Annotated in this window: 13 protein-coding genes and 2 pseudogenes; 7 read left to right on the top strand and 8 right to left on the bottom strand. The window is 36.9% G+C overall.

Features of this window, described 5'->3' with window-relative positions; all coding sequences use genetic code 11:
* The 5 genes and pseudogenes from BAZSYMA_RS00115 to BAZSYMA_RS00095 all read right to left on the bottom strand — a co-directional run.
* A pseudogene (locus BAZSYMA_RS00115) lies at positions 1 to 969 on the bottom strand (Eco57I restriction-modification methylase domain-containing protein); the annotation flags it as partial.
* Entirely contained in the window at positions 962 to 1627 is a 666-nt protein-coding gene (locus BAZSYMA_RS00110; RefSeq protein WP_090714274.1) for a DNA methyltransferase, read from the bottom strand. The pseudogene BAZSYMA_RS00115 and the gene BAZSYMA_RS00110, both read right to left, overlap by 8 nt.
* Positions 1620 to 1979, bottom strand: coding sequence for a gamma-glutamylcyclotransferase family protein (locus tag BAZSYMA_RS00105; protein WP_090714272.1), 360 nt, complete (start codon positions 1977 to 1979; stop codon positions 1620 to 1622). The genes BAZSYMA_RS00110 and BAZSYMA_RS00105 overlap by 8 nt, the downstream gene beginning before the upstream one ends.
* Positions 1969 to 3273 (bottom strand): M16 family metallopeptidase, encoded by a 1305-nt coding sequence (locus BAZSYMA_RS00100; RefSeq protein WP_090714270.1) that lies wholly within the window; start codon positions 3271 to 3273, stop codon positions 1969 to 1971. Before BAZSYMA_RS00100 ends, BAZSYMA_RS00105 begins: the two co-directional genes overlap by 11 nt.
* Positions 3270 to 4598, bottom strand: coding sequence for a M16 family metallopeptidase (locus tag BAZSYMA_RS00095; RefSeq protein WP_090714268.1), 1329 nt, complete (start codon positions 4596 to 4598; stop codon positions 3270 to 3272). The genes BAZSYMA_RS00100 and BAZSYMA_RS00095 overlap by 4 nt, the downstream gene beginning before the upstream one ends.
* A 12-nt stretch (positions 4599 to 4610) precedes the next feature.
* Here BAZSYMA_RS00095 and ftsY point away from each other — a divergent pair, with 12 nt between their 5' ends.
* From ftsY to BAZSYMA_RS00075, 4 genes are read left to right on the top strand one after another with little or no spacing between them, the layout of a single operon-like run.
* A complete protein-coding gene (ftsY, locus tag BAZSYMA_RS00090; protein WP_090714265.1) occupies positions 4611 to 5537 on the top strand; it encodes a signal recognition particle-docking protein FtsY in 927 nt (308 codons plus the stop codon).
* Between the two features lie 31 nt (positions 5538 to 5568).
* Complete coding sequence (locus BAZSYMA_RS00085) at positions 5569 to 6075, top strand: thioredoxin family protein (protein WP_139683147.1); 507 nt, start codon at positions 5569 to 5571, stop codon at positions 6073 to 6075.
* A gap of 6 nt (positions 6076 to 6081) precedes the next feature.
* Positions 6082 to 7335, top strand: a complete 1254-nt coding sequence (locus tag BAZSYMA_RS00080) for a TolC family protein (RefSeq protein ID WP_090714260.1) — start codon at positions 6082 to 6084, stop codon at positions 7333 to 7335.
* Positions 7325 to 7804: an efflux RND transporter periplasmic adaptor subunit gene (locus BAZSYMA_RS00075; RefSeq protein WP_090714258.1), complete on the top strand. Its 480-nt coding sequence runs from the start codon at positions 7325 to 7327 to the stop codon at positions 7802 to 7804. Before BAZSYMA_RS00080 ends, BAZSYMA_RS00075 begins: the two co-directional genes overlap by 11 nt.
* Before the next feature lie 19 nt (positions 7805 to 7823).
* Here BAZSYMA_RS00075 and BAZSYMA_RS00070 read toward each other — a convergent pair whose 3' ends face one another.
* Together BAZSYMA_RS00070 and hemC are read right to left on the bottom strand one after the other, a co-directional pair.
* Positions 7824 to 8456 (bottom strand): hypothetical protein, encoded by a 633-nt coding sequence (locus BAZSYMA_RS00070; RefSeq protein WP_090714256.1) that lies wholly within the window; start codon positions 8454 to 8456, stop codon positions 7824 to 7826.
* 40 nt (positions 8457 to 8496) lie between these two features.
* Positions 8497 to 9408: a hydroxymethylbilane synthase gene (hemC, locus tag BAZSYMA_RS00065; RefSeq protein ID WP_090714254.1), complete on the bottom strand. Its 912-nt coding sequence runs from the start codon at positions 9406 to 9408 to the stop codon at positions 8497 to 8499.
* 46 nt (positions 9409 to 9454) lie between these two features.
* Between hemC and BAZSYMA_RS00060 the strand changes: the two genes are divergently transcribed.
* From BAZSYMA_RS00060 to fmt, 3 genes are read left to right on the top strand one after another with little or no spacing between them, the layout of a single operon-like run.
* Entirely contained in the window at positions 9455 to 9841 is a 387-nt protein-coding gene (locus BAZSYMA_RS00060) for a thioredoxin family protein (protein ID WP_090714251.1), read from the top strand.
* A gap of 3 nt (positions 9842 to 9844) precedes the next feature.
* Positions 9845 to 11230: an argininosuccinate lyase gene (argH, locus tag BAZSYMA_RS00055; RefSeq protein ID WP_090714249.1), complete on the top strand. Its 1386-nt coding sequence runs from the start codon at positions 9845 to 9847 to the stop codon at positions 11228 to 11230.
* A 1-nt stretch (position 11231) separates the two neighbouring features.
* Complete coding sequence (gene fmt / locus BAZSYMA_RS00050; RefSeq protein ID WP_090714247.1) at positions 11232 to 12167, top strand: methionyl-tRNA formyltransferase; 936 nt, start codon at positions 11232 to 11234, stop codon at positions 12165 to 12167.
* Positions 12168 to 12346: 179 nt separating this feature from the next.
* Here fmt and BAZSYMA_RS09745 read toward each other — a convergent pair.
* Positions 12347 to 12609, bottom strand: a pseudogene (locus BAZSYMA_RS09745) (hypothetical protein); the annotation flags it as partial.

Raw genomic sequence — 12609 nt, 5'->3', positions numbered from 1 at the left:
CTTTCTATCTTTAGAACCTTTCTAATAATTGGGACAGGTTGACTATGGCGAATAAAAGTATCAAATTCATTTAATGCTCTTTGAGAACTTATTTTTTTACCGTCATACTCATTGGTTATTTCACAAAGCCCCTGATTATCTCTATCCCATAAGAAATAACAAATACCACCAGCAATATCTACCCCTGGAAAAACGGTTGAAGAGTTTTCAAAATCAACCAGTTTTCTAATATGACTATCATTAAGCATTGATTCTCTAAAAGCATCTAATCCTTTTCCGCCAGCATACCAACGTGCAGGAATAATCATGGTTAAAAACCTTGGTTTTAGTTTTTTAGCCTATTCAACAAATTTATGATAAATAGGGCTTGCACTTCTTCCATGCCCCCCCATCACTCAACTGATAAGGCGGATTTCCAATAATTACATCAAATTTCATTTTAAATATCTCCTCTGGTTTATCCGTATGAATAAACTGATACGCATGGGTTTCTAATTGCTCATCTCGGCTATACACTTCTTCACTGGCATTGCAAAAGGTACATTTACCGTTTTTCCAAATGTGATTGATCGCATCAAACTTTATATTGCCATTTTCATTATTAAAAGTTTCACAAATAGAATATTTGCCATTGGCGATTTTAGAGCAATAAACACTTCTACGAGAAAGCAAAGCGGTTAATTCGGTAATGGCAATACCATACAATTGATTTTCAAAAATATGGTTAATGCGTTGTTGCTGGTCGAGAATTTCAGCCTCTAAACCCATCATTAAGCGTTTGGCAATTTCACGCAAAAATACGCCAGATTTACTTACAGGGTCAAGAAAAGTGGTAGATTTATCGCTAAATAATGCTACTGGCAGCATATCCAAAATATCACCAACCAATTTAGGCGGTGTAAAAACTTCGTCATTGCTCAAATTGGCAAGACAAGATAAAACATCAGGGTTGTAATTGATATTAACCATGTTCGGTCAATTTTAAGAAATGCATCAAGGGAAAGTCCTTTATCGGTTTGGGTAAAAAAGCAGGGTCGGTTTCGTAAAAATCACTAAAAAGTGAATCAGGAACTTTGCATTCCTCAGTTTTAAGCAGATTGTCCAGCGTAAAATCCCTTCTTTTTATCATGCTTCCATTCAGCGTAGACCATTCAGAGAATACAATCGGTTTATCATCACTACCCACGGTTTTTAAGGTCAGGACGTCGCCTCTTAAAATATTTTTTCCCAAAATGTATTTTATGCTCACTCTACATTCTTCTTTCGCCTTTTTTTTGTAAAAAGAAGTATATTGTTTATCAAATAGTTTAAAAATCCGATTTCTACACTCTTCAACATTATCTTCTAAAATATCAATACCATAAATATTCGTAACCGCAATCACGGCATATCGTTCATATTCCAGTTGACTTTTTTTGTATCTACTTTCTACAACGGCTAACTTTCTTCTTAATATTTCAACTAAAAAATTCCCTGTTCCGCAAGCTGGATCTAAAAAACGGGAATCTATACGATCCGCTTCTTGTTTGACTAAATCAAGCATCGCATTGACTTCACAATCAGAAGTAAATACTTCGCCATGGTCAGCCACTCTTTGTTTTGATTTTGATTGAACTGCTCTACTCACTTATGGGCACCTCCAAAAACTCAACATAAACCCAAGCAGGCGTACCTGATGCCATTTTTCCTAATACACGCTGATACTCATCTACTTCATATTTATCGGACTGTGCCAATTCTTCTTGGGTAATTTCAAAGACTGTGCCTAATATGGTGTCAGATTGACTGGGTACTGCGATTGGGTGATGAGATTCACCGCTAAGTTTGACGACACTTGCATCTTGAATTTCAAGCATTGCTAATCTGTAGTTGAGTAGCTCATCTTTATAACCAAATAGTTCGCGTCCAAAAGTTGCAAGTTGTACGGTAGAATTTTGCAATGTCCCATACGAAAATAATAATACGGCTTTATTTGCCATTATTCTTGATCTTCTGCCCCACACTTACTATGACAAGCTTATCGGTGTTAATCAACTGTGCAAAGGCATTTTGAATATCTTGCGTGCTAATATCCTTGATTTTATCAGTAAAGGTATCTAGATAATCCAGTGGTAAATTATAAAAACCGATAATAGAAAGGTAAGTTAAGATATTGGCATTGGATGCTGTTTGTAGGGCGAATCCACCAATGATATTATCCTTGCCATCTTGTAATTTTTGTTTATCAATATTGTTATTAATAAAATTATTTAGCGTTTGAACGGCAATTTTCCTTGCCTTATTAGCTTGGGCAATTTTGGTTTGCAATTTCATGGTGAAAGAGCCATTTGACTGCATTTGACTAAAATGACTATAGACCGAATAAGCGAGCCCTTTTTTCTCACGAATTTCACCGCTCAAGATTGAAGTTAATCCACTACCACCAAAGATATGATTACCTAAATACAAGGGATAAAAATCAGGATGAGAGCGATTAACGCCAGTCTGTCCGATAAGTAAATGGGTTTGTTTTGATGGGAAATCAATGTGAATGTCCTGCGCATCATTAAGTGGTTTAACCACTGGATTGGCTTTGGCTTTTTGTCCAATATTCAGTCCATGAGAAATTTGTCGCGCAATCTGTTTGGCCTTGACTTTGCTCACATCCCCAACCAACGCAATGATAAGATTTTTTGCGACAAAGAATTGTTGGTAATGGTGCTTTAAATCTTTTGTGGTGATATTACCAATGGTGTCTTGAGTGCCAATTGCTTCATGTGCGTAAGGATGCTCACCAAATACAGCTTTATTAAAAGCAATGGAGGCAATACTGGATGGTGATTGTTGAGCAGCTCTGATGGATTGCAGGATTTGACGCTTCGCGCGGGTGAGATATTTTTGCTTAAAACTTGGTTGAGTAACAACTTCAGTAAAAATATTAAGCGATTTTCTTAAAATTGACTCTCTTGAAAGCGTGCGTAATGATACGATTGACATATCTTTTAACGAATAGCCACTGAACTGTGCACCTAATGATTCAAATGCATTAATAATTTGCTCTTCATTGCGATATTGGGTGGCACTACCCAGCAGACTATTGGTTAACGACGCTAAACCATATTTTTCACCCTCTTTGCCACTAGCAGCATCAAAGTTAAGTGAAATATCTAATATTGGCAAGCCCTTGGTCTGCACAAAGAGCACCTTTGCACCTTCAGGTGTCATCCAATGTTGAATGTTTAACTTGGCATGAACACTACTAACAAGCAACAAAAATAAAACTAAAAACTTCACTTAACCCCCTGTGGTATGAGTTCCACCGAATTAGCCTGAGAAAAATCCAAATATTGTTTGGCAATTTGCGCAACATCGTGTGTGCTAATAGCATTCATTTTGTCCACATAGGTAAACATTGTTTCAATGCCCAAACCAACAGTTGCCAACATACCCAAATAATAAGACTGGGTGGATATACGGTCTTGTTCAAAAACAAACTCGGCTTCAAGTTGTGTTTTGGTACGCGCCAACTCATTTTTAATCACAGCAGGATTTTTAATCAACTCGGCGATTTGTGTTTTAATCGCTGATAATACTATTGGGTTGTCCACACCCTTTGCAGGTGTAAAACTCAGGGTAAATAAGGTGTTGTATTTATCGTATAAGCTATAACTTACGCTGATGCTTGAAGCGATTTGTTGCTCTCTCACCAAAGTTTTAGACAGTCTATTGTCTAATATATACGACAGCATATCCAAAGCATAGGCATTGTGTTTGTCTTTCGTGGTTTTTAGACTTGGCACAGGAAAAGACAAGATATAAAAAGGCAGCTCTGCTTTGAGTTTTAATACACGCGACTTACCAGTATGAACAATAGCAGGTTTGTTATTCTTGGCAATGTCAGGGTTATATTTATAAATGCCAAAATATTTTTTTGCCAAGGCAATTACTTCATCAGCCCAAACATCACCCACCACCACTAAAGTCGCATTATTCGGTGCATAATATCTTTTGTACCAATCGCGTAAATCACGCAAACGATAAGTCTCTAAGTCACCCTGAAAGCCAATAATAGGGGCATGATAAGCGCCTTTTTTATCAAAGGAAATCAGGTTAAGATTCTCAAACACTTTGGCATTTGGGTTATCCTCTATGCGTAATCTGCGTTCTTCAATCACCACTTGCCTTTCTTTTTCAAACTCTCTATTAATCAGGCGTAAATGTCGCATTCTATCGGCTTCCATCTTGATAGCAAGATCAAGTTTGGACTTGTGCATTTTTTGATAATAAGCGGTGTAATCCTTAGAGGTAAAGGCGTTGTCATTGCCACCATTACGGGCAATAATCTTTGAAAATTCACCTGCCCCATAATTGTCTGTTCCTTTAAACATCATGTGTTCAAGCATATGTGAGATACCTGTGGTTGGACGCGATTCGTCACTAGCACCTACCTGATACCAAAGTTGAGAAATAAAGACAGGTGCACGCCTATCAGTTTTGACAATAATTTTTAGCCCATTGCCCAATGTTATTTGAGTAATACCTTGTTGTGCCAAATCAAGTGAATTAGCAAATAAAGGTTGAGACAAAGCAAAGAATAGTAAAATCAACTTTTTTAACATTGCATTATTATAGTGTTTAATTTTTTCAAAAAAGACAAATCGGCTTCTTTAAAACAACGCTTAACCAAATCTAGGCAAAAACTTGGTTCTGGATTATCAGCACTATTGTTAGGCAAAAAAACCATTGATGATGATTTATTAGATGAGCTAGAGATGTTACTTATCGGTGCAGATATGGGTATTAATACCACTGATAAAGTTTTAGAATCTGTGCGCAAAAATGCTTCTAGAAAAACTTTAAAAGACACTGATAGCTTGTATCAACTCTTAAAAGATGAATTGGCAGGGTTGCTCATTGAAGGCAATCAATTGAAGTCGGACCCGCAAGAAACTTTTGTGATTTTAGTAGTTGGGGTGAATGGCGCTGGTAAAACCACCACCATTGGCAAACTCGCCAAGTCATTTCAAAATCAAGGAAAATCAGTAATGCTTGCTGCCGGTGATACTTTTCGTGCGGCAGCAGTTGAACAACTCAAGGTCTGGGGTGAGCGTAATAATATTCCTGTTGTGGCACAAGATACGGGTGCTGATGCTGCCTCAGTCATCTTTGATGCCTATCAATCAGCACAAGCCAAAAATATTGATATACTGATTGCTGATACTGCTGGGCGACTACATACTCAAGGTAATCTTATGCAAGAATTAGAAAAAATCAAGCGTGTCATCACCAAACAAAATGAAAGCGCACCTCATGAAGTGATGTTAGTACTTGATGGTGGCGCAGGTCAAAATGCAATCAACCAAGCCAAAGAATTCAACAAAGCGGTCAAACTAAGTGGCATTAGCATTACCAAACTTGATGGCACCGCTAAGGGTGGTGTCGTCTTTGCTATTGCCGATGAATTAAAATTACCCATTCGCTATATTGGCGTTGGTGAAGGGATTAACGACCTGAAACCATTTATTGTCAAAGACTTTATTGACGCATTATTTGATTAAGGGTATTATCCCTTTTAACTTTGGGGGATATATGAAAACAATTATTCACTTAGCATTCTTTTTATTGCTTTGTACATCAAGTTTTGCTAAAGAAAAAGACATATCATTGTTTGATCAACATTTTAATGACTACAGTGAAAATTTAGAAGACGCTATTGACGCTAAAAAAGAGGGTATTTTTGTTTTCTTTCATATGGAAGAATGCCCATTCTGCCAAAAAATGCGTCGTAATGTATTCACTCAAAAACCTATTATTGACTACTTTAGGCAGCACTTTTTAAATTTTGAAATTGATGTAGAATCTAGTGTGAATTTGACAGATTTTGATGGCAACACCCTACAAGAAAAAATCTTTGCTCAACGCCATAACTTAGTCGGTGCTACACCTGTGCTGGCTTTCTTTGATTTAAATGGTAAACGCGTAGTACGCCACACAGGCTTTGTCAACAAGAAAGACTTTTTACTGCTAGCAAATTATTTTGTTGATAAATCCTACAAAAAAGAGCCCTTCATACGCTACAAGCGCAAACACAAGTAATGCGAGATGAAGTCTTTACTTATTACTTGGTTGTTTTTATCATTTTCCACACAAGCACTGGAATTGCCAAACCCACTAACATTGAGACATACACTGGCATTGGCAACAAAACAAAATCTTGAACAAAAGCAACTCCATATCAATATAGAGCTTGATAAAATTGAATTAAAATCTTACCAAGACAGTTATAAAACAACAGTCGACTTAGATTTACAGTTAGCTAGGCGTGATAATGAAAAATTAGGCGGTACTGATTACTCTCATGCCTTTATTAAAATCAACAAAGTACTATACGACCAAAATGTAGAAATTAACCAAAATGCTGCCAAAAGCACTGTCAAAAATACAGAGTTTGCATTACAACAACTTAAAATTGATAAAACCACGCAAGTGATGCAAGCTTTTTTTAATATTATATTGGCTGATATGCGTCATGAAACCGTATTAGAGCGCTTAGCGATTTCTGCAATTCGTGCAAATCGCATTCAGGATAATTTTAATGTAGAAGATGCTTCTGAAGTAGAATTATTGGAAAAACGAACATTAACACAATTAGATGTTGTTAAGCGTATTGAGGCTGAAGCAGCGCAAATCACCACGCGTGCTAAGCTTGCCCAACTCCTTAATATTGCTTATGAAAATAGACCTGATAATTTGGTTAAACCTGATTTAACCTATTTTTTCAAAAAAGAATTAGCTGGATTTGAAATTTGGCAGAAAAAAATACAATTGAGTAATCTAGAATTGGGTGAACTAAGGCGTGTGCTTGCTAATCTAAAACAGCAAAGAAATCTAGAAAAAAACAACAAAGAGATTGTCATTAGCTCAAACATTAAACTGGGAGAGCAATCTTACGATAGTAGCAAAAATGGCAATTGGCGTGCTGGCATCAGCTTTATTATGCCTTTTGGTCAAAGCCAGAGTCAGAAGAATAAAACTTCCAAACTTTTAACAAAAATCAAACAACAACAATTACGCATTGAGCAACGCACTCAAGCACTAAACCAACAAGCCTTATCGTTGTGGCTTAAGTTAAAAACACTCAAACAGCGCCACCAAGCACTGACAACCGAACTTGATTATCGAGACCTGTATCTTGAACTGGCTCGCGCCAATTATGAAATGGAAATTAAAAGTGATATTGGCAGTGCAATGAGCAATCTAACTGACACTGAGTGGAAATTAACAAAAAATGAATTTGACTTTGTGATTGTTTTTATACAATTACAACAATTAGCAGGAGAAGATTATGAGCTTTAAATCATTAGTTTGGCTAGCAATATTGTTACCATCATCTACTTTGGGACTGGAAATCTATTCACAAGTATCAAGTGCAATTATAGAGATAAAACCTGTCAAAACCCAAGTGAAAAAAGGCGATGTCATTGTAAGGCTTGATGATAGACAGGCCAAACTTGAACTACAATACTTAAAAACTTTGCAAAGCATCAAGCAACAAGATTTTGATGACAAAAAGTTAGAGCTCCAACAAACCAAAGAGCTTTATGAGCGTTTGGTGAGTTCTCATCGAGATTTAGAAATCGCGCAATTGGCGTTTGATGCAACAAAGCGGGAATTAGACGCACATCATCTTAAGATCAAAATCGCACAAATTGAATTAGAAAAATACACAATTACCTCGCCGATTTCTGGCATTATTAAAAACTTGCCAAATCAAAGAAATGTGGTAAATATAAATACACCCAAAATATTGATGATTATTGAATAAGTCTAACGGTAGTGTAACTTTATTTTCTAGTATTTTGCTCAATACGCAAGACAGCCAGCATAATCACCAACAACATAAATATTGCTAATACTTCCCACATCGCAGAATAAGCAGATTTTTCTATTCTCAGTGGTCCTACTTGTAGAAAATTTCTCTTATCTTTTTCTTTGATTTGCTGGAAAAAGGATTGGTCATGCCAGTTAACAAGCTCATCCATATTCACTTTAACATCTACGATTGCAACTTGATTGGTTAATTTTGCTAGAGACTTGACATAAGCCACAGACACCGATTGAGGATACTGGCTTAATTTAACTTTGCTTGATATTTTAACTTTTTGTTTAAGATCAGTTTTGTCAATAACATTATCAGACAAACCACTTAACGCGCTAACAATATCATCAATATAAGCATTAAAAGTCTTGTCAAAACGCTGATTATTATCTAAGTTTTTACTGATTTTTGCTTTTTGATTGCGTATTAATTTTTGATAATCAGCAAATTTCACCACTGGGGTGTCAATTTTATCATCAGCTTTGACATCAATCTTGTTGTAACTCACAATGACTGCCACAACCAATACAATAGTTGCAAACAATAAGCCTAAGATTTGTGTAATTTTAAGAAAACTTTTTTCGATGAATCTAAACATATTTACTTGCCTTATTCTAAATAATGTCGCCTATTTTAATTCATTTTAAAATTTCTCGTGCGCCCATCTCAATCAGTTTTTCTGCTAACTGCACGCCTAATGCTTCAACAGCATCAATATTACTTGATGCTTGATGCTTTAAAATCACACCAGAATCTACATTACCCACCAAACCTGTTAGCGTAATTTGCTCACCATTAATCGTTGAATACCCTGCAATTGGCACAGAGCAACCCCCTTCTAAGCGTGCATTCATAGCACGCTCGGCACTCACTCTATAAGTAGCCTCTTTGTCAATTAATGGTTTAATTAAATCCAATATCATCTGGTCATTTTCTCGAATTTCAATACCGACTGCACCTTGTCCAACGGCAGGCAATGATTGTTCGGCAGATATTTGTTGCTTAATTCTATCTTCAAATCCAAGACGAATAAGACCTGCACACGCTAAAATAATACCGTCAAACTCACCATTGTCTAATTTTTGTAATCGAGTATTAACATTGCCACGCAAATCTAGTATTTCTAAATCTGGACGAGTGGCTTTAAGTTGTACAATACGACGCATTGAACAAGTACCCACTTTTGCCCCTTGTGGTAAATCATTAATACCATCAAAGTCATTAGATACAAAAGCATCAAATGGATTTTCTCGCTTAAGTATCGCACCCAATTCAAAGCCTTCTGGGATTTCATATGGCACATCTTTCATTGAATGCACAGCAATATCTGCTTTGCCTTCTAACAGCCCAACCTCTAATTCTTTAATAAATAAGCCTTTTCCACCAATTTTAGACAAGGGGGAGTTTAAAATCTGGTCGCCTTTAGTCGTCATCTTCACCAATTCAACCATTAAGTCGGGGTATAGTTGCTCTAATTTAGATTTCACATGTTCGGCTTGCCAAAGTGCTAGAGGACTTTTGCGTGTTGCAATTTTGATTGTTTGTTGCATTAAATTGATTTAAAATCGTAATAGATATGCATTTTAACAAAAAACCATGAGGATTCCAGCAGCAAAAAAACTTTTCCAAACAAAACAACAGGCAAAAAAAGACAATAAAAATATTTTGCTATTAACGCATTTGGAAGATTGCTCTTGGTGTTATTTTGTTATTAACGAAGTGATAGCGCCAATGACTGAACTCAGGGAATACACCGATAAACTCATCATTGCCCAAATAGAGATACACGCAGGACTTAGCATGGTAGATTTTGATGGTGTGCAAATTGAGAATAATGACTTTGCAGATAAATACGATATAGATTTCTATCCGACTTTACTATTGTTTGATGCAGAAGGCATGTTGTTAGAAAAAATTGTTGGCGTTGCCAGTGAAGATACTTATTGGACAGATTTAGATAAGAAATTGGAAAAACATTACTAAAATATTATGAACAAAACTAACCAATCTTGGGGCGGACGCTTCAATCAACCAACCGATGAATTTGTTAAAATTTTTGGTGCCTCGGTATTTTTTGATAAAATTCTCGCACCTTATGACATTCAAGGCTCAATTGCACATGCCACAATGCTGCAGGAAGTTGGATTATTGACTGAGGATGAAAAATCACAAATCATTGACGGTCTAAATACGATTCTTACTGAAATCAAAAAAGACAAATTTGATTGGTCAGTTGATTTAGAAGATGTGCATATGAATATTGAAGCACGCCTAGTAGCGATGATTGGCAATGCAGGCAAAAAACTACACACAGGGCGCTCGCGTAACGACCAAGTAGCAACCGATATTCGCCTATATTTGCGTGAACAACTTGATGAAATTAATGATGAAATTAAGCGTTTGCAAGTCGCATTACTTAATTTAGCTGAACAAGAAGCAAGTACCATATTACCAGGTTTTACTCATTTACAAGCTGCTCAACCTGTGAGTTTTGGGCATCATATGATGGCGTATTTTGAGATGCTATCTCGTGATGCTGAACGACTGATTGATTGTCGTAAGCGACTCAATTCAATGCCACTTGGTAGTGCGGCATTAGCAGGTACGACTTACCCAATTAAACGCGCTCGCACTGCTGAATTGTTAGGTTTTGAGCGTATTTGCAATAACTCGCTTGATGGCGTTAGTGACCGTGATTTTGCCATAGAGTTTTTATCAGCAGCCAGCATTGTTATGATGCATTTGTCGCGTTTTTCTGAGGAGTTAATTCTTTGGTCAAGTGCACAATTTGATTTTATTGAATTGCCAGACAGCTTTTGTACAGGCTCATCAATTATGCCACAAAAGAAAAACCCCGATGTACCAGAGTTAGTGCGTGGCAAAACAGGCCGTGTGTATGGTAATTTAACTGCAATGCTGACCATTATGAAGTCACAACCACTCGCCTATAATAAGGATAACCAAGAAGATAAAGAACCCCTATTTGATACGGTTGACACACTTAAAACTTGCTTACGCGTATTCGCCGATATGGTGCCAACCATTAAAGCAAAGCGTGACAATATGTACAATTCTACCAAGAAAGGCTATACTACTGCCACAGATTTGGCAGATTATTTGGTGAAAAAAGGTTTGCCATTTCGCGATGCACACGAAGTGGTAGGTTTATCGGTTGCTTACGGACTAAAAATACAAAAAGATTTAAGTGAGTTGAATTTGAAAGAATTACAGGGATTTGATGCTCGTATTGAAAATGATGTGTTTGATATGCTTTCGTTAGAAGGCTCACTTTGCGCGCGTGACCATCTTGGTGGTACTGCACCAAATCAAGTCAAACAGGCTATCAAAACTGCTCGCAACAACCTAAAATAGAATGAAAATTGTTTTTGCCGGCACGCCTGAATTTTCGCTCAGTGTTTTAACTGCACTCATTAATGCTGGACACGACATTGTTGGTGTCTATTGCCAACCTGACCGCCCCAAAGGTCGCGGTCGTATATTAAGTGCCTGCGCTGTCAAAGAACAAGCCTTAAAACACAAGCTTCCAGTCTTTCAACCAGAAAGTCTGAAAGATAATGATGCCCAAAAAACCTTATTTGCACTCAATGCTGATGTTATGGTGGTAGTGGCTTATGGTCAACTATTGCCAAAACTTGTCTTAGATACCCCTAAGTATGGATGCCTTAATATTCACGCTTCTCTACTACCACGCTGGCGAGGTGCTGCACCTATTCAACGCGCCATTCTAGCAGGCGACAAAACTACAGGTGTGAGCATCATGCAAATGGATGAAGGATTAGACACAGGCAATATTTTGTTAGAAAAAACCTGTGATATCACTGATATTGACAATGCACAAACCTTGCATGACAAACTCTCCACACTAGGTGCCAAAGCTATTATTGAAGTATTAGAAAACCTTGACAACCTACCATCCACAAAGCAAAATGAAGAAGATGTAACTTACGCTAAAAAACTTAAAAAAGACGAAGCGTGGATTGATTGGAGTCAATCTGCTGATAAAATCAACCGTCAAATTAGGGCATTTAACCCCTACCCTATTGCGCAAAGCAATGCAACAAGTGATAAGTTTGAATCCAAAGTATTACGCATTCTATCTGCCAGTATTGTGAAAGAAAATTATCATGAAAAACCAGGGGAAGTCATTCAACCTCCTACCAAAGGCACTTGTTACATCGCAACAGCTGATGCTATATTAAGTTTAGAGAAAGTACAACTATCAGGCAAAAAAATTGCCAATATTAAAGACTTTAGCAATGCTTATCAATTGCACAAACTAGGATTATAATGCTACTTAAGCGCATAAACCTTGCCTTTACTTATACTTTAAGAGACCTTTGCACAAAATAGGGATGATTGGCAAAAGCCAATTTTTGCCCAATTGGTAATTTCTTTAAACTTTGTCCTAATAAGGTTAAGGCTGGATTTACCCTCCTTTTCTATTTAAGGACACCTCCAAAATCCCAATTATAGCACCAATCTTTTTCTGTCTATTTGTCGCATATGCAAAACATCATTCATAGAATTAGTCATAAAACCAAATACATGCTGCTCGCACCCTAGTTTTAGATTTCTTGTGATTATTGGCTTTTTGTTGCTCACTAAGTGGATTTTTTCATGAACTTGGGAGTTGCATTTAATCTCACTTAAATAGTCTTCAATCTCTTGTGAACAATAAGTGCTATCGGCGTAAAGCTCTACATCGTCTTTACCCACCAAATCCTTAAGTA

Origin of the sequence: Bathymodiolus azoricus thioautotrophic gill symbiont (assembly GCF_001298715.1) — a bacterium.
Taxonomy (GTDB): Bacteria; Pseudomonadota; Gammaproteobacteria; order PS1; family Pseudothioglobaceae; genus Thiodubiliella.
This window is presented reverse-complemented; position numbering and strand designations above follow the sequence as displayed.

What these genes read in the sequence shown, in the direction of transcription:
- BAZSYMA_RS00085 (WP_139683147.1), top strand. Translation starts at nt 5,569, where the DNA reads ATGAAAACAATTATTCACTTAGCATTCTTTTTATTGCTTTGTACATCA.
- hemC (WP_090714254.1), bottom strand. Translation starts at nt 9,408, where the DNA reads ATGCAACAAACAATCAAAATTGCAACACGCAAAAGTCCTCTAGCACTT.
- BAZSYMA_RS00095 (WP_090714268.1), bottom strand. Translation starts at nt 4,598, where the DNA reads ATGTTAAAAAAGTTGATTTTACTATTCTTTGCTTTGTCTCAACCTTTA.
- BAZSYMA_RS00070 (WP_090714256.1), bottom strand. Translation starts at nt 8,456, where the DNA reads ATGTTTAGATTCATCGAAAAAAGTTTTCTTAAAATTACACAAATCTTA.
- BAZSYMA_RS00080 (WP_090714260.1), top strand. Translation starts at nt 6,082, where the DNA reads ATGAAGTCTTTACTTATTACTTGGTTGTTTTTATCATTTTCCACACAA.
- BAZSYMA_RS00075 (WP_090714258.1), top strand. Translation starts at nt 7,325, where the DNA reads ATGAGCTTTAAATCATTAGTTTGGCTAGCAATATTGTTACCATCATCT.
- fmt (WP_090714247.1), top strand. Translation starts at nt 11,232, where the DNA reads ATGAAAATTGTTTTTGCCGGCACGCCTGAATTTTCGCTCAGTGTTTTA.
- BAZSYMA_RS00060 (WP_090714251.1), top strand. Translation starts at nt 9,455, where the DNA reads ATGAGGATTCCAGCAGCAAAAAAACTTTTCCAAACAAAACAACAGGCA.
- BAZSYMA_RS00105 (WP_090714272.1), bottom strand. Translation starts at nt 1,979, where the DNA reads ATGGCAAATAAAGCCGTATTATTATTTTCGTATGGGACATTGCAAAAT.